The organism is Acinetobacter sp. ANC_7504 (assembly GCF_056779995.1).
In genome coordinates this window covers 13693-34124 of the sequence record NZ_JBWYIZ010000004.1, presented here as the reverse complement: position 1 = coordinate 34124, position 20432 = coordinate 13693, and the positions used below count along the sequence as shown (strand labels likewise).

Here is a 20432-nt window from a genome sequence, read left to right as displayed (position 1 = left end):
AGCTCGCTTAGGCGAGCTTTTTTTGTGGGACAAGATCGGGTAATTGATGAGATGATCCGACCATATAAGGATAATCAGCCATATCTAACATCGCTTGATCCTCATAAGAATTTCCATAAGCATAAATTGATTGAAATTGGTCTACATCATATTGCTTGAGTATGCGCTGTCTTTTTTCTTCGCCACTACAATCACGAGAAGAATAATGACCCGTATAAAACTGATTGAGCACTTCAGTTTCAGTACAAATCAAATCTACATTTAAAATCTGAGAAATGGGTTTTAAATAAATATCAATGGATGCAGAGACAATCGCAATGCGGTCACCACGGAGTTGATGCTTGATTAATTGTTCATAAATGGGTGAGTTTAAGTGTTGTTGTAATGAATGGGCGTATTCAAGTGCAATCGGATCTGCATCAGACCTAGAAAATCCAGTAAACATTGCCTTGAATAGCTTAGGGCGCATTGCGTGCGCGGGGTAAATATTTAAAAAATAGGCTTGAATCCAAGGCAAGGTTTTTAGTCCTTGCTTAACAATATGTCGTTTTGATAAGGCGTAAAAGATAAAGCTAGTAAAACTATCTTTATCACATAATGTTCCATCAAAATCAAATAATGCTAGGTTTTGATTCTTTTTGCTTTCTGCATACATGTTTGATATCGACCGTTAACTCGCGTAGCAAACCAGTTGGTATTGTAGTCGCGACTAAGCTTAGGACCTGAAATAACCACTTCAGGCATAATGGCATAAAATTTTTCTTTTCCAATTTTCTTTTCGTAAAGCTCAGTCACAGCTTTATAGGTTTGCGTATCTTCAAACTTTTTCTCTTTTTCGTTCTTTAAATCAGCTCGAATTTGACGAGGTGTAATAAATACATTATTTGCGGCAAATACATTGATAAGTTCTTGTTCAGATTGACTCTTTTCAGCTTTTGGATTGCTATTTTTATTGTACAGTAATAAGTCTCCATCAAGCGTTAACTCCGCTGCTGTTAATTCATTGAGCATGCTTTGGAAAGCGGCGTTACGACTTGAATACATGCCTGAATTGTAGTCTGCAAAGCGATATATGGGTTGATCATAATCTGCTGGATACATCATCAGGCGGTGAATACCATAATAGAGTCCGCCATATTGACTATAAAGGTCTGATCTTAGATCTGCGATACTTCCACCTTGGCGCTTATGATCTTTTGCATAGCTAATATGAACTTGCATAGAGCCTAAAGTGGTAATGGGATTTAGTTTTTCACCAATATCTTGACCAACGAGTTTAGCTGCACCAGTGAGTGCACTGACATGGTAGTGTTTTGCCATGTGAGCAAAAATCTCACGATACAATTCATCTAATTCTCGTTCGGTGGAGACTTTTCGCATTTGTTTTAGATAATTGTCTTCAGGTGTTGGTTGATTTTTTAAGACTTCTTGGAAATACCCCGCAACGGTGCCTCCGATACTATCTCCTAATTTATCTTTAAATTTTTCATCTAAACGATCTTCAATTTCTTTAACTGCTTTGGCACCTAGTCCGGGTACATGGGGATCTGCAACAAAATTAGATTCTTGATCGACTACAGCAATAATGGTACACACATTTTCTTTCGTTTGGGGTATACCGAGTTGCTCGGTTATTTTATAAATATCCTCGGCCCATGAACCACGATTATTAACGCGGCCAGGAATGAGTTTTGAGATTTGTTCTGCATCAATCGTTTTATCTTGTGTGTTCCACCATGATGAGTCACCACAAGCACTCATGAATAAACTTAATGTAGCAACACTACAGGCTTTAAAAATTACATTAGAGCGAAAGCTATTTTTCATAAATGCAAAGTATCAGGGATAAAGATTCTAGCGAAGTATACTATTTCATTCACGATTTGTGAGAACTTATATGTATACAAGATAATGGCAGCATGCTTCAAATATAAATCTAAGTGTTGAGCTTAAGTTCATCCATTAACATTCAAGCAAAATGAGATAAAACATATTTTTAGTTTCAAACGTTATATAATTTAATGCTTGTATCTAATTTCAATCTCTCAATGAGTGCAGATTTAAAAAGTTAAGCATTCTGAAACTGTTTCATCATCATTGGTATTATTCATGTCTCAACATCCTGTGATCCGTGATTTATTTGATCGCGAAAAAACAACTCCTGTTTTTGTAGCACCCATGGCAGGTGTAACGGATCGACCATTTAGAACATTGTGTAAATATTTTGGTGCAGGACATGCAGTTAGTGAAATGATGACTTCTGACAAAACGCTGCGTATGAGCAAGAAAAGTCTCTACCGAGCCAACTTTGATGGTGAAATTGCTCCAATTTCAGCACAAATAGCAGGATCAGACCCACGGGATTTAGCTGAAGCTGCACGATATCAAGTGTCAAATGGTGCTCAAATCGTTGACATCAATATGGGCTGCCCAGCGAAAAAGGTGTGCAATAAATTAGCAGGCTCTGCACTCTTACAAGATGAAGACTTGGTAGCCAGAATTTTAGATGCGGTGGTGGAGGCAGTAGATGTCCCTGTAACACTTAAAACGCGCTTAGGATTTTTAAACGGACATGAAAATATTATGCGTGTGTCGAAGCGCGCAGAACAAGCGGGTATTGCAGCTTTAGCATTGCATGGTCGTACACGGGAAGATATGTATTTAAATACTGCACGTTATGATCTAATTAAAGAAGTGAAGCAAAATATCTCTATTCCAGTCATTGCAAACGGAGATATTGATAGCCCAGAAAAAGCCAAGTATGTATTAGATCATACTGGTGCTGATGCCGTGATGATTGGTCGAGCAGCACAAGGTCGTCCATGGATTTTTAGAGAAATTGCTCATTATTTAAAAACGGGACAGCCACTTGCAGCGCCATCGATTGCTGAAGTAAAAGAAGTTCTATTGGGTCATCTGAATGAGCTATATGAATTTTACGGTGAGTATTCAGGCTGTCGCATTGCACGTAAACATATCGCGTGGTACACCAAAGGTCTCCACTCAAGTAATGAATTTCGTCAGAATATGTACAAAGTAGAAAGTACAGCGGAACAAGCCAAGGTCGTAGCCAATTATTTCGATTTACTTTTGTCAGAAGGGCAAATTATGAGTGATGTTCAAGTGGAATCTGTGGATTTATTAAAATCAGGTTGAGTTTCTATATGTCAGCACTCAACTCAGATAAGTTATTCATACATTCTACTGTTGAGATTCAAGAGGTTGTAAATTTATTTCAGAATCCGATTTTTTCTCTTCAGAAGAATGTAATTGATCTTGATTTAAATTTTGAGTATCTAGCTGCTCAATATTATGTTGAGTGTACTGATATTTATCTTGAGCATGTGAATAGCTGTCTATTCCAAATCCAATCGCCACAAGTGCTAATAATACAAAACCCATACTTTTCGCTACATAATTTAACAATTCATTGTAAATAAAAAAACTTCAGCTCGGTATGGGTTTTATCGATTATTTAAGCATCATATTGATCAATTTCTAATATGATTTGATTGATTAAATCAGGTGCTTCTAAAACTCTGATTTGATTTACATTACTTCCTGCCCAGAATGCACCAAAACTTTCATCTTTGTTGGTTAATGCTGCTGCATTTAGTTGTTTACCTAAATCATATGCATAAGGGTAGGGAGCAACTAACTCACGCTGAGGTAAATCTACGAGAGTTGACCAACTGTTGATTATCCCTCTCGCTGGTCGCCCAGAGATGCTTGATGTAATTTGAGTTAAAGGCTTACTTAATAATGCATTACGATAAGCTGCATTTGCAGCTGAACTCTTGCATTGTACAAATGCAGTACCGAGTTGTACGGCTGAAGCTCCGAGATTCATCATATATTTAGCTTGAAAGCCATTCATGATTCCACCAGCTGCTACGACAGGTATCTTGCAGGTAGGAACAAGTAATTTTATTAAATCTGCTGTTTTGATTGCACTGTCAAAATGCTCATTAAAAATACCACGGTGTCCTCCCGCTTCAATACCTTGTGCAATGATGATATCAATCCCAGCGTCTTCAATTGCTCTAGCTTCCGCTAAGTTCGTTGCTGATACCATCGTAATAATACCAGCCTCTTTGAGGGCAGCTATTTGATGTGCATGAGGTATCCCAAAGTGAAAACTCACCGCCTTAGGTCGAGTTTCTAAGACTAAATCTAAAAAATCATCATTATCTAAAAAACTGGGGTAAATACATTTTAATTCTTTGGGTGGTTCAGTATTGAAGTTATCAAAGTGGGGTTTTAGATAATTTATCCAATTTAGATTCCGTTCAGAATCAAGTTCAGTTGGTTTGTGGCAAAAGAAATTCACCTGAAAGGGTAAATCTGTTAATTTTTGAGTTGCAAAAATTTGTTGTCGAGCACTTTCGATACTGGCAGCACCTAAACCAAGAGACCCTAAACCACCTTGATTGGATACTTCAGCTGCCAGTTCTGGTGTGGATACCCCAGCCATTGGCGCCAAAAAAATGGGATGCTGAATGGATAATTGTTCGAGTAAAGACATAATCAAGCTCCATGATTTAATTTCACTTTGCACAATCATGATCGGAGAATCAAATTATATTCATTATTTAGTGCGAAAATGCAAAGCGTCAAACTGTGTCGCATGAATGATCAGCGACATTTAGTAGAATAAATAAACAATTATAATATTCGAAATCTCATTGTTTCCCCTTACATATATGTCTGATCGTATCCGTGAAAAATTACAGATTTTAGCTGATGCTGCCAAATATGATGTGTCTTGTTCCTCAAGTGGTAGTAACCGCAAGAACAAAGATAAAGGTCTTGGTAATACAGGTTCCGGAATTTGCCATAGTTATACCGAAGATGGTCGCTGTGTTTCATTATTAAAAATTTTATTCTCAAATGTCTGTATTTATGATTGTGCGTATTGTGTCTCTCGCCGTTCAAATGACGTAAAGCGAGCAGCATTTACCGTCCAAGAAGTGGTAGATCTGACCATTAATTTTTATCGTCGAAACTATATAGAAGGGTTATTTTTAAGTTCAGGAATTTTTAAATCCGCGGATTACACCATGGAGAGAATGCTTCAAGTCGTAAAAAAATTAAGACTGGAAGAAAATTTTAATGGGTACATTCATCTCAAAACTATTCCGGGCGCTTCGCAAGAAATTATTCATGAGGCTGGACTGTATGTCGATCGGATGAGCATTAACTTAGAAATGCCGACAGAAGAAGGCTTGGTGAAATTTGCACCTGAAAAGTCGCATGCAGAAGTACAGAAAGATTTAGGTATTGTGAGAGACCGTTTGATTGAATTGAAAGATGAGAGAAAACTAATCAAGTCGGTTCCTAAATTTGTGCCTGCTGGTCAGACAACACAAATGGTGGTCGGTGCGCATCACGAAACAGATCGTGATGTAATCTTGATGGCTGACAAGCACTATAAAGATTTTAAATTAAAACGGGTGTATTACTCAGGATATATACCTATCAATCCAGAAGAGTCTGCTTTACCTGCTGTAGGTTCTGCACCGCCGTTATTGCGAGAAAATCGCTTATATCAATCAGATTGGTTAATGCGTTTTTATGGATTTGAAGCCAACGAAATTGTGGATGAAGCACATCCCAATTTAGATTTAGAGGTTGATCCTAAATTAGGTTGGGCTTTAAGACATCCAGAGCAGTTTCCAGTGGATATTAATACTGCTGAATATAAAATGATTTTACGTGTTCCTGGCATTGGTGTGAGATCTGCTAAGAAAATTGTACAGGCTCGCCGTTTTGGAAAAATTCATATCGATCAGTTAAAGCGCTTAGGCGTTGCTTATAATCGTGCTCAACATTTTATTCGATGTGCTGATACACCTAAGTTTAAAAGAGAACAGCACGCTCATCAGATCCGCCAGCAAATTTTACAAAGTGGGCAATCAAAATATGTGAAACAACTGTCACCTCAACTAGGATTTGGGTTTTAAATGGCTGTTTATGTTTTTGATGGTACCATGACTGGGTTGCTGTGCTGTGTTTTTAGAGCTTTTCAATTCAAAGAGTTCGACGTAAAAGTTCAAACTGAAGGAAACGCTCACCAGAATTTATTTGATGAGTCAGTCCGAGTTTACAGTGAAGAAAAGCAAGCTGAACGAGTCTGGCAAGGTTTAAAATCTAAAATTTCTGCTTCAAGTTTGCGTAATTGGTATTTTACTTTTTTGTCTGAGCAGGAAGTGGCATATCAACATCTATTTGATTATTCCATTTATATCTTTAAGCACCAATATGCCGTTGAAAAAAATTTCGGTCATCGTGATGTTTTAGCGCTTGCACAATGGGCTAAACAAGTTGGTCGTGAAAAGCACCGAATGGAGGCATTTGTTCGCTTTAAAAAGTGTAAGGATGGTTTATTTTTATCATTAGTAAGACCAGATTTTAATGTTCTGCCTTTAATCTCTAAGCATTTCAAAGCACGTTATCAAGACCAGCGTTGGTTAATTTATGATGAAAAGCGACGCTACGGAATTTACTATGATTTGAAGCAAGTCCATCAAGTTAATTTGAATGCAGCCGAAATTGATCAAAATATCCATATAGGTTCTAGTCAATCATTCATGATTGAACTCGATGATCAAGAAGAGCTATATGATCAACTTTGGAAGGATTATTTTAAGAGTGTAAATATAGTGGCACGTGATAATCCTAAGTTGCATGTTCAATACGTACCTAAAAGGTATTGGAGATATATGAATGAAAAGCAGGTTTAGTACGATTTTTTAAAAATAAGTTATTGAATTTATTTGATAAAATATAATAAAAACAATTTTGTAAGAGTGTTTTAAATTTATACTACTAAAATGATTAATATTTTTTGATTATATTTCTTTAAGGGTTATTTACATAAGATATTGAATTATATATTTATATATATTGTTCTTAGATTGCATTGAAATTTAATTATACTTTATAGGTATATATTGGGTCATAAAATAAAATTATTTGTATTTTTAATATTCAAAATTAACTTATGAATTTTTAATTTTCATTTTTTTTCTAAAAATATCAAAACTTAATTTTATATGAGTTAATTTTTATGACGATTCATATTTAGTCATCTCAGCCCAATTGAACTCTATAGATCTTTTTTTCTTAGACTAATAGTTAAGCCCGACTTTTTCATTCAAAAAGTGAATGTCACTAGAATTTCGACCTTTGAAATTATTTAACGCGCAATTCATTTTTGAGTGTGAAATTTATTGCATTTAACAATGGATTCACTTTTTTGAATTAGAAGGGTCTTCCATGGATATTCACGTTGATGAGCAATCTCAACCACCTAAGAAGCAAAAGTTTTATCAAATTTTATATGTTCAAGTCATCTTTGCAATTATTGCGGGTGTCACACTTGGACATTTTATGCCGGAGTTGGGGGCAAGTTTAAAACCTCTTGGCGATGCTTTTATTAAAATCGTCAAAATGATCATTGCACCCGTTATTTTCTTGACTGTGGTCACGGGTATTGCTGGTATGACGAATATGGGCGCAGTGGGGCGAGTGACGGGTAAAGCAATGGCTTACTTTTTAACTTTCTCTACGCTTGCGCTGATTGTGGGCATGATTGTTGCCAATCTTATTCAGCCGGGTAAAGGTCTTAATATCGATCCTGCTGCTTTAGAAGGTGACAAAGTTTCAACTTATGTTGAAAAAGCTCAGGATGCCTCTATTGTTGACTTCTTCATGAATATCATACCAAAGACTTTAATCAGTCCTTTGGCGGGTGGTGAGATTCTTCAGGTTTTATTTGTTGCTGTTCTATTTGGTTTAGCGCTTGCAGCGGTGGGTGAAAAAGGGAAACCAGTTACAGACTTCTTAACGACACTGACCGCTCCGGTATTTTACCTTGTCGGTATGTTGATGAAACTAGCTCCAATTGGTGCATTTGGTGCGATGGCGTATACGATTGGTGCTTTCGGTATTTCGAGTATTGGAAATTTACTATTATTAATCGTAACGTTCTATATTACTTCACTTTTATTTGTTCTGCTTATTCTGGGAGCAGTTGCACGATACAATGGATTTTCTATCATTGATCTCATCCGCTATATCAAAGATGAATTATGGTTAGTATTAGGCACGAGCTCTTCTGAAGCTGCACTGCCAACGCTGATGAATAAAATGGAAAAAGCGGGTTGTGAAAAGTCGGTCGTTGGTTTGGTCATTCCAACTGGATATTCATTTAATTTAGATGGTACAAATATCTATATGACGATGGCTGCTCTTTTTATTGCTCAAGCCTGTAATATCGATTTGACCATTTGGGAACAGATCACAATTTTGTTGGTTGCGATGATTAGTTCAAAAGGGGCTGCAGGTGTAACGGGTGCGGGCTTTATTACTCTGGCAGCTACATTATCCGTCGTTCCAGCATTACCTGTTGCAGGGATGGCACTTATTTTAGGTATCGATCGTTTCATGTCTGAATGCCGCGCATTAACTAATCTTGTTGGCAATGCTTGTGCAGCAATCGTTGTAGCACGTTGGGATAATGCATTAGATAAAGAACAATTAGATGCAACTTTGAAAAAGAAAGTAGAGGCTTGACTTCACTTTTAATATCTAAATCTTAAGCCCATCTTAGGATGGGTTTTTATATAGATGATGCAGCATTTAACAAACTCAAAGTAAGCACATAAAGACTTATTATAAGAACAAACTTTGGTGACTTAGCTGATTTCAATCGGCTGAAATTTAATACTCCTTTCTTTTTCTTATTCTATTAAGTGGTTGTAATTGCACTATAGAAAGATAAAAACGCCCAATTGAAATTAGGCGTTCTCAAATATCGATATTTGCTGATTAGCAACCTGTAATTTTTTCAGGCTGAGGCTTTTCATTCGGGAAAAATAGTGGACGAAGTTTCACACCTATACCATTACCAATAAAAGCGAAAATCAGCCATAACCACCCATGTAGACTGCCTGATGCAATGCCGCTGAAATAAGCACCGATGTTACAACCGTATGCTAATCGAGCGCCATAACCCAACATGATCCCCCCAATGACAGCTGCTAGAATTGAGCGTTTAGGGATATTGAGATTCGGTGCAAATTTTCCAGCGAGACCTGCTGCAAGTAAAGCGCCGAGTATGATGCCAAAATTCATCATAGAGGTGATATCAAACCACAACGAATTTGCTAAAGCTTTAGCATTTCCAGGTTGTTGCCAATAGTCCCAAGCTGTTACATCAATTCCGACTAATGTTGCACCTTTCGCTGCCCATACTGCGAGTGCAGATGTGACACCCCATGGGCGACCAGCCAATGCAAGCGTGGCGAAATTAAGCAGGGTGAGAATAATACCACCCCAAATTAAAGGCCATGGTCCCTTTAAGAAACGTTTCCAGCCTTGATGTGCTGCAACAGGTTCTTGTTCAAGCTGACCGTGGCGTTTTTTCTCGAAGTAGACTGTTGCTAATGCGATCAAACCAAATAGCACGAAATTGAGTATTAGCGCTGGAATAACACCAAAGCTTTGTACTACTGAAATAGGGGCTAAGTGTGGCAGTGCAAACCACCATTCAATATGTGAAGTAGCGATCAGTGAGCCTAAACAGAAAAAGAATAGAGTGATCAGCATACGTGAGCTACCACCACCGACTGTATAGAGTGTCCCAGATGCGCAACCACCACCCAGTTGCATGCCAATTCCGAAAATAAATGCACCAATCATCACGGACATCGATACGGGATTGACGTTGCCTTTAACTGGTTGACCAAATAATTCACCTGCACCTAAAGCTGGGAAGAAGAGCAGCACTGCTAGTGCGAGCATAATCATTTGTGCACGTAAACCACGACCTTTGCGTTCTTTAATAAAAACGCGCCAGCTCGATGTAAAACCAAATGATGCATGGTAGAGCGTCATACCAAACGCACCACCAATAAGGAATAACAGGGCTTGATTAATTCCCACAATTTGATAAGCACCAAGGGTGCCTACAATCAATAAAACAATAGCGATCCAGACCGATGAGTGTGATCGGTCAGATTGAGCTGCAATAATGGACATGAAGATAAGAAAAGCTGATAAAACACATCAGTATTTTAATTGATTGATTGTGGGTTGATAGTCCTACACTGCATTTATGCATTAAATGCTGCTGAGTAATATTGATTTTATATATTTGTAATTCTTATATGTTAGCCGACATGTACATTAAACAGTGAGCCAATCCAACTTGAAAATGCCATCGCTGCGATTCCCCAAAGCGTAATTCGCAATGCAGATTTTACTTTAGACGTTCCAGCAAAATATCCAGATAAAGCCCCTAGAATAAATAACGCTAAAATGCAAAAAAAGGCAACACTGTATTCTAGATATGCAGGAGGACTGATCAGTATAGCGATCATAGGGCAAGCTGCACCTATTGAAAAGGCGGTGGCAGAAGACCAAGCGGCTTGAAAAGGTTGAGCTGTTGTATTTTCATGAATACCAATTTCATCGCGTGCATGTGCAGCTAACGCATCATGCTCGCTCAGTTGTATAGCAACTTGATGAGCAAGTTCGGGTGATAATCCTCTTTGTACATAAATATGCGTTAATTCTTTCAGTTCGATTTGTGGATTGCGTGCTAACTCACTTGCTTCAAACTTTAGATCAGCTTCTTCAATATCAGACTGAGATTTTACCGAAATATATTCACCAGCTGCCATGGACGTTGCGCCTGCAATCAAACCAGCAATACAAGTGATTAAAAGGGTATGTTGATTCGCGCCACTTGCTGCCATCCCCATGATTAAACTAGTGACTGAAATTATACCGTCGTTGGCACCAAGAACAGCAGCTCTTAACCAACCTGTGCGATGTATATAATGTGGTTCTGTATGATGTGAATAGCTCATAGGATTTTGTCTTATTATCTGAAAATGTTATTCAAAAAAGAGTTGTTATTCATACAGTATAGGCTTGATTCGTATCTTGGGGCTGTAAAATTGCTCTGTTAGAGAAAAAATTAAAGCCTCTAAAGAGGCTTTAATTGGTAGAACTCAAATTATTGTTGAGCTTTTTCTTTTACATTCGCTGCACCTTCTTCTACAGCTGCTGCTGCATTAGCAGTTGCTTCTTTAGCCGCTTCTGAAGCGTTGTGCGCAGCATTTTCAGCATGTGCAGCAGCATTATCTGCAGCTTGCGCTGTCGCATCAGCAGCATTGTCGACTGCAGTTGCAGTTGATTGAGCTGCATCTTCAGTCGCATTCTGAATATCTGCACCTGCTTGTTCAGCGGCATTTTCTAAATGTTCACCAGTTGTCGCGCCAGTTTCAGGAGCTTTATCCTTATTACACCCAACCAAAACAACTGTAGCAGCAAGACCTAAAGCAACAAGAATCTTATTCATTTTATCTTCCTTTTTTAATTCAATGATTATCCAAGTAGCATGGATGAGAACAATATAAGCAGATTTTAAATAAAGTTTTATTCAAAAATTGTAAAGATAATATTGGCTTATAAAAACGCCCCGAGAAAGAGTTTTCTCAGGGCTACACTTTAATGCGGTATATTAAGGCTGAAATTACTGTCCAGAACGAATGATGTAATCAAACGCTGACAGTGATGCTTTCGCGCCTTCACCAGTGGCAATGATGATTTGTTTATAAGGTACTGTTGTACAGTCACCTGCTGCAAATACACCTTTTACATTGGTTTCGTTGCGATCGTTAATCACAATCTCACCACGGTTGGTTAACTCAACTTGAGTTTCTTTTAAGAAATCCGTGTTAGGTAACAAACCGATTTGTACGAAGATCCCCGCCAATTCGACAGTGTGTTCTTCATCCGTCGCACGGTCTTTGTATTTCAGTGCAGTGACTTGTTTGCCATCACCCACAACTTCTGTAGACAACGCATTTTTGATGACAGTCGTGTTAGATAAGCTGTTCAATTTATCTTGAAGAACTTGGTCAGCACGTAGTTTGGTATCAAACTCAACTAAAGTGACATGCTCAACAATACCCGCAAGGTCAATTGCCGCTTCAACACCAGAGTTACCACCACCGATCACAGCCACACGTTTACCTTTGAACAATGGGCCATCACAGTGTGGGCAGTACGCAACACCACGGGTTTTGTATTCTTGCTCACCTGGTACATTCATTTCTCTCCAACGAGCACCTGTAGACAGGATGACCGTTTTCGATTCAAGTTTTGCACCATTCTCTAAAGTCACTTCAACTAAACCGTTGGCAGTTTCATCTGCACCTTTGATGTCAGACACACGTTGTAGGTTCATGATGTCGACACCGTATTCACGAACATGTGCTTCCATTTCAGCTGCAAACTTAGGACCTTGCGTCTTTTGCACTGATGTAAAGTTTTCAATATCCATGGTGTCCATGACCTGACCACCCATGCGCTCAGCAACGATCCCCGTACGGATACCTTTACGAGCGGCATAGATTGCAGAAGTGTTGCCTGCAGGACCACCACCGATCACAAGCACGTCAAATGCATCTTTGGCATTGAGCTTTTCAGCATCTTTCGCAGCAGAATTAGTATCGAGCTTCGCAACAATTTCTTCCAATGTCATACGACCTTGACCAATATGTTCGTTGTCTTGGAACACCATAGGGACAGCCATGATTTTGCGTTCTTCAACTTCGTCTTGGAAGAATGCACCATCAATCATGGTTGCTGTTGTGCCAGGGTTGTAGATTGCGATCAAGTTAAGTGCTTGAACCACATCTGGACAGTTATGACAGCTTAAAGATACGAATACATCAAAGTCAGATTTGATTTCTAAAGCTTTGATGGATGCCAATACTTCGTCAGAAACTTTTGGTGCATAACCAGAAGTTTGTAGCAATGCCAAAATCAAAGAAGTGAACTCATGACCCATCGGTAAGCCTGCGAAGAAGACACGCGGTTCTTCACCTGCTTTTGCAATACCAAAGCTCGGCGCACGTTTATTTTGACCATCAAAACGAGCTGTGACGAATGGAGAAAGTGCAGCCACTTCTTCCACAAGTTCTTTGATTTTTGCAGATTTGTCTGAATCATTTAAAGTCGCAACCAATTCGATTGGACCTTCAAGGCGTTCTAAAAGCGTTTTTAATTGAGCTGAAGTATTTTGATCTAACATTGCTAACGTCTCCAAAGGAGTAATAATTCATTCGATACAGGTATACTAAGACAATTGATTGAATAGATAAAACAGTTTGTTTTTATAAATTCAATCGGAAAAATAAATTTTATCAAAGTCTTTGGTGTAGATGTATGAAAGTATTGAGTTAAAACTTGAATTTTCAAGTATAAAAGCAATTTGAATTCAGATATTTACATTAAAATTATTTTAATAGATATGAGCGAGGACCAATTATGACCTTAGAGAGAGGCATTTATAAGCACTATAAAGGACAACTTTATCAAGTCCTTCATGTAGCGACGCATAGTGAAACTCAAGAAAAGCTTGTGGTCTATCAATGCCTTTATGGAGATTATTCAATATGGGTAAGGCCATTAGCGATGTTTACAGAAAGCATTTATCTAGAGGATGATGATCGTGAAATTGAACGTTTTAAATTGATTCAAAAATTATGATGATTGTCATAGTAAAGACTTTATCTTTGATTAGTTTATAGAAATCGATTCAATGAGAATATGTCATGAATGCTGAATTTCTAAGTCAAATGCAAAGTTTATATCAGCAGTTAATTCAACATGATGCATATCAAACTGATCGCGATCTGAGATATCGAAATATAAAACCAGAATCTGCTCATTATATTTCGATGCTTATTAAGATCCAGACCTCTAAACGAATTCTTGAAATAGGAACTTCGACAGGATATTTAACATTATGGATGGCGGAGTCGGTTTCGGATCATCAGGGTCGAGTGACGACGGTTGATATAAACTCAAAAAGAACAGCACTTGCGACTCAGTACGCCAAACAGTTTAGTTTAGATCACCTTATTGATTTTATCAGCAGTGATGCAATTGATTTATTAATTAATGAAGGCGATGTGTATGACTTAATTATCTTAGATGCGAATCGACATGCATATCCTGATTATTGGCAATATTTAAAAAAGGTACTACATCCTGAACATGGCGTAATACTTGTAGATAAAGTGATTTCCCATGCTGCTGAAATACAAAGTTTTTTAAAGGATGTTAAGGCTGATCCTGATTTTTGCACGATGACGCTGAATATTGGGTGTGGATTATTGATGATTACGCGGAATTGATGGTGATTGAGAATTTGATGGATTGAACACTAAAAAAACCACGCAAAGCGTGGTTTTTTTAGTGCTATCTAATGAATTAGATTTTACCAACTAGATCGATTGAAGGAGCAAGAGTTGCATCGCCTTCTTTCCATTTAGCAGGGCAAACTTCGCCTGGGTGAGCGTGAACGTATTGAGCTGCTTTAACTTTACGAAGAAGTTCTTGAGCATCACGACCGATACCACCAGCGTTGATTTCAACGATTTGGATTTTACCTTCTGGGTCGATTACGAAAGTACCACGGTCAGCAAGACCAGCAGATTCGATTAGAACTTCGAAGTTTTTAGAAAGAGTCCAAGTTGGATCGCCGATTAATGGATATTGGATTTTACCAATTACGTCAGAAGTGTCGTGCCAAGCTTTGTGAGTGAAGTGAGTGTCAGTAGAAACACCGTAGATTTCCACGCCTAATTTTTGGAATTCAGCGTAGTTGTCAGCAAGGTCACCAAGTTCAGTTGGGCAAACGAAAGTGAAGTCAGCAGGGTAGAAAAATACTACAGACCATTTGCCTTTAAGATCAGCTTCAGTCACGTCTACGAATTGACCGTTGTGGTAAGCTGTAGCTGCGAATGGTTTAACTTCAGTATTAATTAAGCTCATCATTGTCTCCATGATTGAGGTTAGTCTTTAATTTTCAATTAGAGTATCGAACTTTCGTTCTGTGCTGAAATGGTATTTTTACATTACAAAAATCGGAAAAACCGAATTATGTAAATTGATTGCCATTTAAGTTTGTCATCTGTCTTCCTTGTAACACATCAAAATGATGTATTCGTGACAGGATGAGAAAATTTCACATGCCTACCAACATGAAGACACTGAAGTGAAAATTCAAGGGTAAATATTAAAAAAATCATCATTATTTTGGATTTAGTTTTTCAAAAATATAAAAAGCTACATGAAAATTTCAAAAATTGTATGAATTGTCACATAACACGGCTGACATGTTTCTATTTCAACATAAGATCATTTTAAGCTTTATATTCTCATTTAATCTAAAAAAATAGTCCGATTCAGATTTGGGATAATTTTTGAAAATGAGTAGAATAAAGCGTTTCGTAATTGATATAGGGCTAAAACTTGGCAACGATAGGGTTAAATGTAGAACAAATGGTGATGGCACGAGATCTTCATCGTTTAAATCGACTACGCAAAGGAAAAGATGCCAATGAAAAGCAATATCAAGAACTTTTTGAAAAATCAAATTTAAAAGTACAACAGCGTATTCAACGCATTCCTAATATCAAACTTAATCAAGATTTACCTGTTACCCAATATGCAGACAAATTGATTGAGGCCATTCAAAAACATCAGGTCATTATCGTTGCGGGTGAAACAGGTTCAGGTAAAACAACTCAGCTTCCTCAGATAGCCATGCTTGCGGGGCGTGGTTTAACAGGGTTAATTGGTCATACCCAGCCACGACGATTAGCTGCGCGCAGTGTATCGCAACGTATTGCAGAAGAGGTGGGTGAAAAACTCGGTGAGTCTATTTCATTTAAAGTAAGGTTTAACGAACAGGGTTCACAGGACTCTATCGTTCGTTTAATGACAGATGGTATTTTGCTGGCTGAATTGGCTCATGATCGTTTCTTAACCAAATATGACACCATTATTATTGATGAAGCACATGAGCGCTCGCTCAATATTGACTTCATCATGGGCTATTTAAAACAGCTCTTGCCACGTCGTAAAGATCTTAAAGTCATCATCACATCTGCAACTTTAGACGTTAATCGTTTTTCAAGTTACTTCAATAACGCACCGATCTTTGAGGTTGAAGGTCGTAGTTTTCCTGTAGAAGTGCGTTATCGTCCGATCTCTGAAATGAGTATTGTAGGGAGTGATGATGATGAGTTTGATGACTTTGAAGAAAACCTACCGCGCGCAGTAGTATCAGCTGTTGAAGAATGTTTCAAAGATGCACAGGAAAAAGGTCATCCTGAACACGCAGATATTTTGATTTTTGCCAGTACGGAACAAGAGATTCGTGAGCTACAGGAAACTTTAATCAAACATGGACCTCGTCATACAGAAGTTCTACCTTTGTATGCGAGACTAGCGTTATCTGAACAACAAAAGATTTTTAATCCTGCAGGTGGTGGACGGCGTATCATTATTGCCACCAACGTTGCGGAAACTGCATTGACCGTTCCAAACATACGTTACGTCATTGATAGTGGTTTTGCACGTATCTCTCGTTATAACTACCGTTCGCGTGTTCAGCGTTTACCGATTGAAGCGATTTCTCAAGCAGCAGCCAATCAGCGTAAAGGTCGTTGTGGTCGTATTGCACCGGGTGTGTGTATTCGACTGTATTCAGAAGAAGACTTTTTAAGTCGTCCCGAATTTACTGAACCTGAAATCAAACGTACTAATTTGGCATCTGTTATTTTGCAGATGCAGAGTTTAGGTCTTGGAACACTCGAAGATTTTGACTTTATTGAACCGCCTGATCATCGTCTCGTCAATGATGGTCGTAAACTGCTGATTGAACTCGGGGCGATGACGGAAAAGAGTAATCCTTCTCTTGCGGCTAAAACAGCCTCATATTTAGATAAAGGTGGACTTCAAGGCAAAGGCGATTCTCTCACCAAAATTGGTCAACAAATGGCAAAAATGCCAATTGATCCAAGACTCGCACGTATGATTTTGGGGGGGGCTCATTTTGGGGCGCTCAATGAAGTATTGATTATCGTGGCAGCGTTAGCTGTTCAGGATCCAAGAGAGCGTCCTGCTGATAAACAAATGCAAGCGGATCAGAAGCATGCCTTGTTTCGTGAAGCCGACTCTGACTTTCTGTTCTATCTCAAATTATGGGATGCGTTGGTTGCAAATCGGGAGATGAGTGAAAATAAGCGTCGCACATTTGCACGTAATCATTTCTTGAGTTGGTTACGCTTGAGAGAATGGAAAAAAACACATGAGCAACTGGTTGATCTTGCTCAAGGCTTAAAGCTTTCTTTTAATGAAAAGAAAACCAGTTACGAAAATCTTCACAGAGCTTTACTCACGGGACTATTGTCATTCATTGCAAATAAAACAGATGAACGCAATGTATTCATGGCAGTGCGTCAACAAAAGGCACGTATATTTCCTGCATCGACCTTACACAAAACCAATACACCATGGGTCATGGCATTTGAGATGGTAGAAACCTCTCAGGTGTATTTACGAACACTGGCAAAAATTGAGCCTGAGTGGATTTTGCTAGCTGCACGTGATTTAGTGAAACATCATTACTTTGAACCGCATTGGTCGAAAAAAGCAGGTGTAGTTAACGCATATGATCAAATTTCACTGTTTGGTTTGATTATTGAACCTAAGCGTCAAATCAATTATGAAAAGGTCGATCAAACTGCAGCGCATGAAATTTTCCTTCGCGATGCTTTAACGACGGGTCATCTGGGGATTACACCACCATTTTTAAAACATAACTTGCTTAAACTAGAAGAGGTTGAGCGAGTTGAAGACAAATTGCGACGTCGTGATTTGGTGGTAGACGAAGAGACGATTTATCAGTTTTATGCTGCAAAAGTGCCTGCAGATGTAGCGAGTCGGCGTAGTTTTGAAGATTGGCGTGCAACAGTTGAGCCTCAAAATCCACGTTATTTGTTCATCGATGACGATGCTTTGTGGCTTAACGATCGTCCAACTACCCAACAGTTTCCTGATTACTTACGTAATGGGGACCTTCGTTTAGCGGCAAGTTATCGATTTGACCCAAGTCATGATGAAGATGGTGCGACGGTCAAGATTCCACTACAGGCCCTGCCACAAGTAGATGAAAACTTATGGTCATGGGGCATTCCAGGTTGGCGTCTTGATTTGATTGAAGCACTATTAAAAGCTCTTCCAAAAGATAAGCGTCGTGGCTTGGTACCTATACCAGATACTGCGCGTAAACTGATGTCCAAAATAGATGCGCAAGATTTACAAAAGCATATTTTTAGTTTTTTAGCTTTTCAATTGAGAGGCGAACAGATCACTGAAAAAGATTTTAATGTAGATCGAATTGAACAATATCTTTTACCGCTCATAAAAGTCATCGATGAAAAAGGGCGAGTGATTGAGCAAGGTCGCGATTTATCAGAATTAAAAGCACGCTGTCGTACTGAAACGCATAGTCCAGTCAAGCAGTTAAAAGGTGAGTATCAAACTTTCCCTGAGCATTTTGTGTTTGAAGCATCGCAAAAAGTCACAGGTGTCGTCGTCAAACAATATCAAGCACTTGTACCAAGCAAGGAATTTTCTAAGCTTGAGCAAAAGGATGAGTCAGGTGTTGTCATTCAAACGTTTAATGATCAGCATGAAGCGATACGCCATCATCGTGCTGGTATTATTCGCCTGATTCATATGCAGCTAGGTGATTTGATTCGACAGCTTAAAAAACAAATTTCTAAACCACTCGCATTAGCCTATTCCCCTTTGGGTGATAAAGCTCAGTTAGAACAAATGTTAGTTTACGCAACATTGCAAATGGCTTTAGAGAAAGAGCCTGTAGATGCGCAAGATTTCCAAACAATTCTGCAGGCTGTCAAGCAGTCTTTCCTGACGCATGGTCAAAAGGTTTTGGCTGCCTTTAATGACATTTATGTACAATGGCAACAAATTCGACGCGAGTTGATGATGATTGATGCCAATGTATTTGGTAAAAATATCGATGATATTGAAGATCAACTTGATCTAATGAGTTTAGCGGATTTTGCTTATAGTAAATCTGTAGACGTGTGGATTGAATTTCCACGCTATCTTAAAGCTTTATTGATCAGGATTGATCGTTTGCCTCATAATCTCAAACGAGATGATGATGCGATTGCTCAAGTCGATCCTTGGATGGAAAAATTATTTAAATATAAAAATGATCAGAAATTGAAAGAGTTATATTTTATGGTTGAAGAACTGAGAATCTCATTATTCTCTCAACCGATGAAAACCAAGATGCCAATTTCGCCAAACCGTATTCAAAAAGTATGGGAACGTCTCGGAATCAGTTAATATAGCTTTAATTTGAAATATTGAGTTACTCAAAAAAGGAGTTTTGCATGGGCATTCGTATTACAGGCACTGGCTTATTCCATCCTGAACATGTCATCACCAATGAAGAATTGGTTGAAAGTTTAAATGCTTATGTAGAAAAGTTTAATCAAGAGAATGCTGAAAAAATTGCTGCGGGCGAAATCGAAGCACGCCGTGGATCAAGTGCAGAATTTATTGAGAAGGCTTCAGGTGTTAAAGCACGTTATGTTGTAGAGAAGGAAGGCGTATTAGATCCTAATCGTTTACGTCCAAACTTAGCAGAACGATCAGATGATGAAATTTCACTTCAAGCTGAGTGGGGTGTGATCGCTTCAAAACAAGCAATGGAAAATGCCGGTGTAACTGCTGAAGACATTGATGTTGTAATATTGGCTTGTTCAAATATGCAACGTGCATATCCTGCGGTTGCTATTGAAATTCAAACTGCATTGGGCATTCAAGGTTATGCTTATGACATGAATGTTGCTTGTTCTGCTGCAACATTTGGCTTAAAACAAGCTTATGATGCGATCAAGTCTGGTGCTCGTCGTGTGCTCTTGGTCAATGTGGAAATCACATCAGGTCATACAGATTATCGTTCACGTGATTGTCATTTCATTTTTGGTGATGTAGCGACAGCTTCAATTATCGAAGATACAGATTCTAAAACTGGATTCGAAATTTTAGATACGCAATTGTTTACGCAATTCTCTAATAACATTCGTAATAATTTTGGTTTCTTGAATCCAAGTGAAACAACCAATGCGGATGATAAACGCTTCCGTCAAGATGGCCGTAAAGTGTTTAAAGAAGTATGCCCATTGGTTGCGAAAATGATTACAAAGCAACTTGAGAAAAACCAAATCGAACCAACGAATGTTAAACGTTTCTGGTTACATCAAGCCAATGCCAGCATGAACGAGTTAATTTTAAAGCTGGTTGTGGGTAAAGCTGCTGCTGAAGCAGATCCAGACTTAGTTCCAATCATTTTAGACGAGTTTGCAAACACTTCTTCAGCTGGTGTCATCATTGCGTTACACCGAACTGCTGATCAAGTGAATGATGGTGAATACGGCGTATTATGTTCATTTGGTGCGGGTTATTCTGTTGGTTCGATACTGGTTCAGAAGCGAGTAGCTTAATTAGATAAAGAG

Annotated in this window: 17 protein-coding genes; 8 read left to right on the top strand and 9 right to left on the bottom strand. The window is 38.5% G+C overall.

Going from position 1 to position 20432, the window contains the following annotated elements:
- Nucleotides 1-7: 7 nt before the first annotated feature.
- Nucleotides 8-655 carry an HAD-IB family hydrolase gene (locus AC1M9F_RS06415; RefSeq protein WP_481597348.1) on the bottom strand — a complete coding sequence of 216 codons (648 nt, stop codon included), beginning with the start codon at nt 653-655 and terminating at the stop codon, nt 8-10.
- Nucleotides 622-1827 (bottom strand): DUF1615 domain-containing protein, encoded by a 1206-nt coding sequence (locus tag AC1M9F_RS06410; RefSeq protein WP_481597347.1) that lies wholly within the window; start codon nt 1825-1827, stop codon nt 622-624. The genes AC1M9F_RS06415 and AC1M9F_RS06410 overlap by 34 nt, the downstream gene beginning before the upstream one ends.
- Before the next feature lie 282 nt (nt 1828-2109).
- Here AC1M9F_RS06410 and dusB point away from each other — a divergent pair, with 282 nt between their 5' ends.
- Nucleotides 2110-3156, top strand: coding sequence for a tRNA dihydrouridine synthase DusB (gene dusB / locus AC1M9F_RS06405; RefSeq protein ID WP_180028412.1), 1047 nt, complete (start codon nt 2110-2112; stop codon nt 3154-3156).
- A 45-nt stretch (nt 3157-3201) separates the two neighbouring features.
- Here dusB and AC1M9F_RS06400 read toward each other — a convergent pair whose 3' ends face one another.
- Nucleotides 3202-3402 (bottom strand): hypothetical protein, encoded by a 201-nt coding sequence (locus tag AC1M9F_RS06400; protein ID WP_481597346.1) that lies wholly within the window; start codon nt 3400-3402, stop codon nt 3202-3204.
- Between the two features lie 73 nt (nt 3403-3475).
- On the bottom strand, nt 3476-4525 hold the full coding sequence (locus AC1M9F_RS06395; RefSeq protein WP_481597345.1) for an NAD(P)H-dependent flavin oxidoreductase: 1050 nt from the start codon (nt 4523-4525) through the stop codon (nt 3476-3478).
- Nucleotides 4526-4703: 178 nt separating this feature from the next.
- Here AC1M9F_RS06395 and AC1M9F_RS06390 point away from each other — a divergent pair, with 178 nt between their 5' ends.
- The 3 genes from AC1M9F_RS06390 (at nt 4704) to AC1M9F_RS06380 (ending at nt 8577) form a co-directional block, all read left to right on the top strand.
- The gene (locus AC1M9F_RS06390) at nt 4704-5963 is read left to right on the top strand and encodes a putative DNA modification/repair radical SAM protein (RefSeq protein ID WP_180028409.1); all 1260 of its coding nucleotides are present in this window, start codon (nt 4704-4706) and stop codon (nt 5961-5963) included.
- Nucleotides 5964-6743: a TIGR03915 family putative DNA repair protein gene (locus AC1M9F_RS06385; RefSeq protein WP_481597344.1), complete on the top strand. Its 780-nt coding sequence runs from the start codon at nt 5964-5966 to the stop codon at nt 6741-6743.
- Nucleotides 6744-7278: 535 nt separating this feature from the next.
- A complete protein-coding gene (locus AC1M9F_RS06380; RefSeq protein WP_481597343.1) occupies nt 7279-8577 on the top strand; it encodes a dicarboxylate/amino acid:cation symporter in 1299 nt (432 codons plus the stop codon).
- Between the two features lie 255 nt (nt 8578-8832).
- On the opposite strand, the gene AC1M9F_RS06375 is transcribed toward AC1M9F_RS06380, so the two are convergent.
- The 4 genes from AC1M9F_RS06375 to ahpF form a co-directional block, all read right to left on the bottom strand.
- The gene (locus tag AC1M9F_RS06375) at nt 8833-10044 is read right to left on the bottom strand and encodes a YeeE/YedE family protein (protein WP_481597342.1); all 1212 of its coding nucleotides are present in this window, start codon (nt 10042-10044) and stop codon (nt 8833-8835) included.
- A gap of 131 nt (nt 10045-10175) precedes the next feature.
- Nucleotides 10176-10877: a VIT1/CCC1 transporter family protein gene (locus AC1M9F_RS06370; RefSeq protein WP_180028406.1), complete on the bottom strand. Its 702-nt coding sequence runs from the start codon at nt 10875-10877 to the stop codon at nt 10176-10178.
- Nucleotides 10878-11026: 149 nt separating this feature from the next.
- Nucleotides 11027-11371, bottom strand: a complete 345-nt coding sequence (locus AC1M9F_RS06365; protein ID WP_481597341.1) for a hypothetical protein — start codon at nt 11369-11371, stop codon at nt 11027-11029.
- 174 nt (nt 11372-11545) lie between these two features.
- Nucleotides 11546-13111, bottom strand: coding sequence for an alkyl hydroperoxide reductase subunit F (ahpF, locus tag AC1M9F_RS06360; RefSeq protein ID WP_481597340.1), 1566 nt, complete (start codon nt 13109-13111; stop codon nt 11546-11548).
- A gap of 236 nt (nt 13112-13347) precedes the next feature.
- On the opposite strand from ahpF, the gene AC1M9F_RS06355 reads away from it, so the two are divergent.
- Together AC1M9F_RS06355 and AC1M9F_RS06350 are read left to right on the top strand one after the other, a co-directional pair.
- Nucleotides 13348-13569: a DUF1653 domain-containing protein gene (locus AC1M9F_RS06355; RefSeq protein WP_035270203.1), complete on the top strand. Its 222-nt coding sequence runs from the start codon at nt 13348-13350 to the stop codon at nt 13567-13569.
- 65 nt (nt 13570-13634) lie between these two features.
- Nucleotides 13635-14219, top strand: coding sequence for an O-methyltransferase (locus tag AC1M9F_RS06350; RefSeq protein ID WP_180028998.1), 585 nt, complete (start codon nt 13635-13637; stop codon nt 14217-14219).
- Between the two features lie 76 nt (nt 14220-14295).
- On the opposite strand, the gene ahpC is transcribed toward AC1M9F_RS06350, so the two are convergent.
- Nucleotides 14296-14859 carry an alkyl hydroperoxide reductase subunit C gene (ahpC, locus tag AC1M9F_RS06345; protein ID WP_035270191.1) on the bottom strand — a complete coding sequence of 188 codons (564 nt, stop codon included), beginning with the start codon at nt 14857-14859 and terminating at the stop codon, nt 14296-14298.
- A 510-nt stretch (nt 14860-15369) separates the two neighbouring features.
- Here ahpC and hrpA point away from each other — a divergent pair.
- Both hrpA and AC1M9F_RS06335 read left to right on the top strand, forming a co-directional pair.
- Nucleotides 15370-19257: an ATP-dependent RNA helicase HrpA gene (gene hrpA, locus AC1M9F_RS06340; RefSeq protein WP_481597420.1), complete on the top strand. Its 3888-nt coding sequence runs from the start codon at nt 15370-15372 to the stop codon at nt 19255-19257.
- 47 nt (nt 19258-19304) lie between these two features.
- A complete protein-coding gene (locus tag AC1M9F_RS06335) occupies nt 19305-20420 on the top strand; it encodes a beta-ketoacyl-ACP synthase III (protein WP_035270185.1) in 1116 nt (371 codons plus the stop codon).
- Nucleotides 20421-20432: the final 12 nt, after the last annotated feature.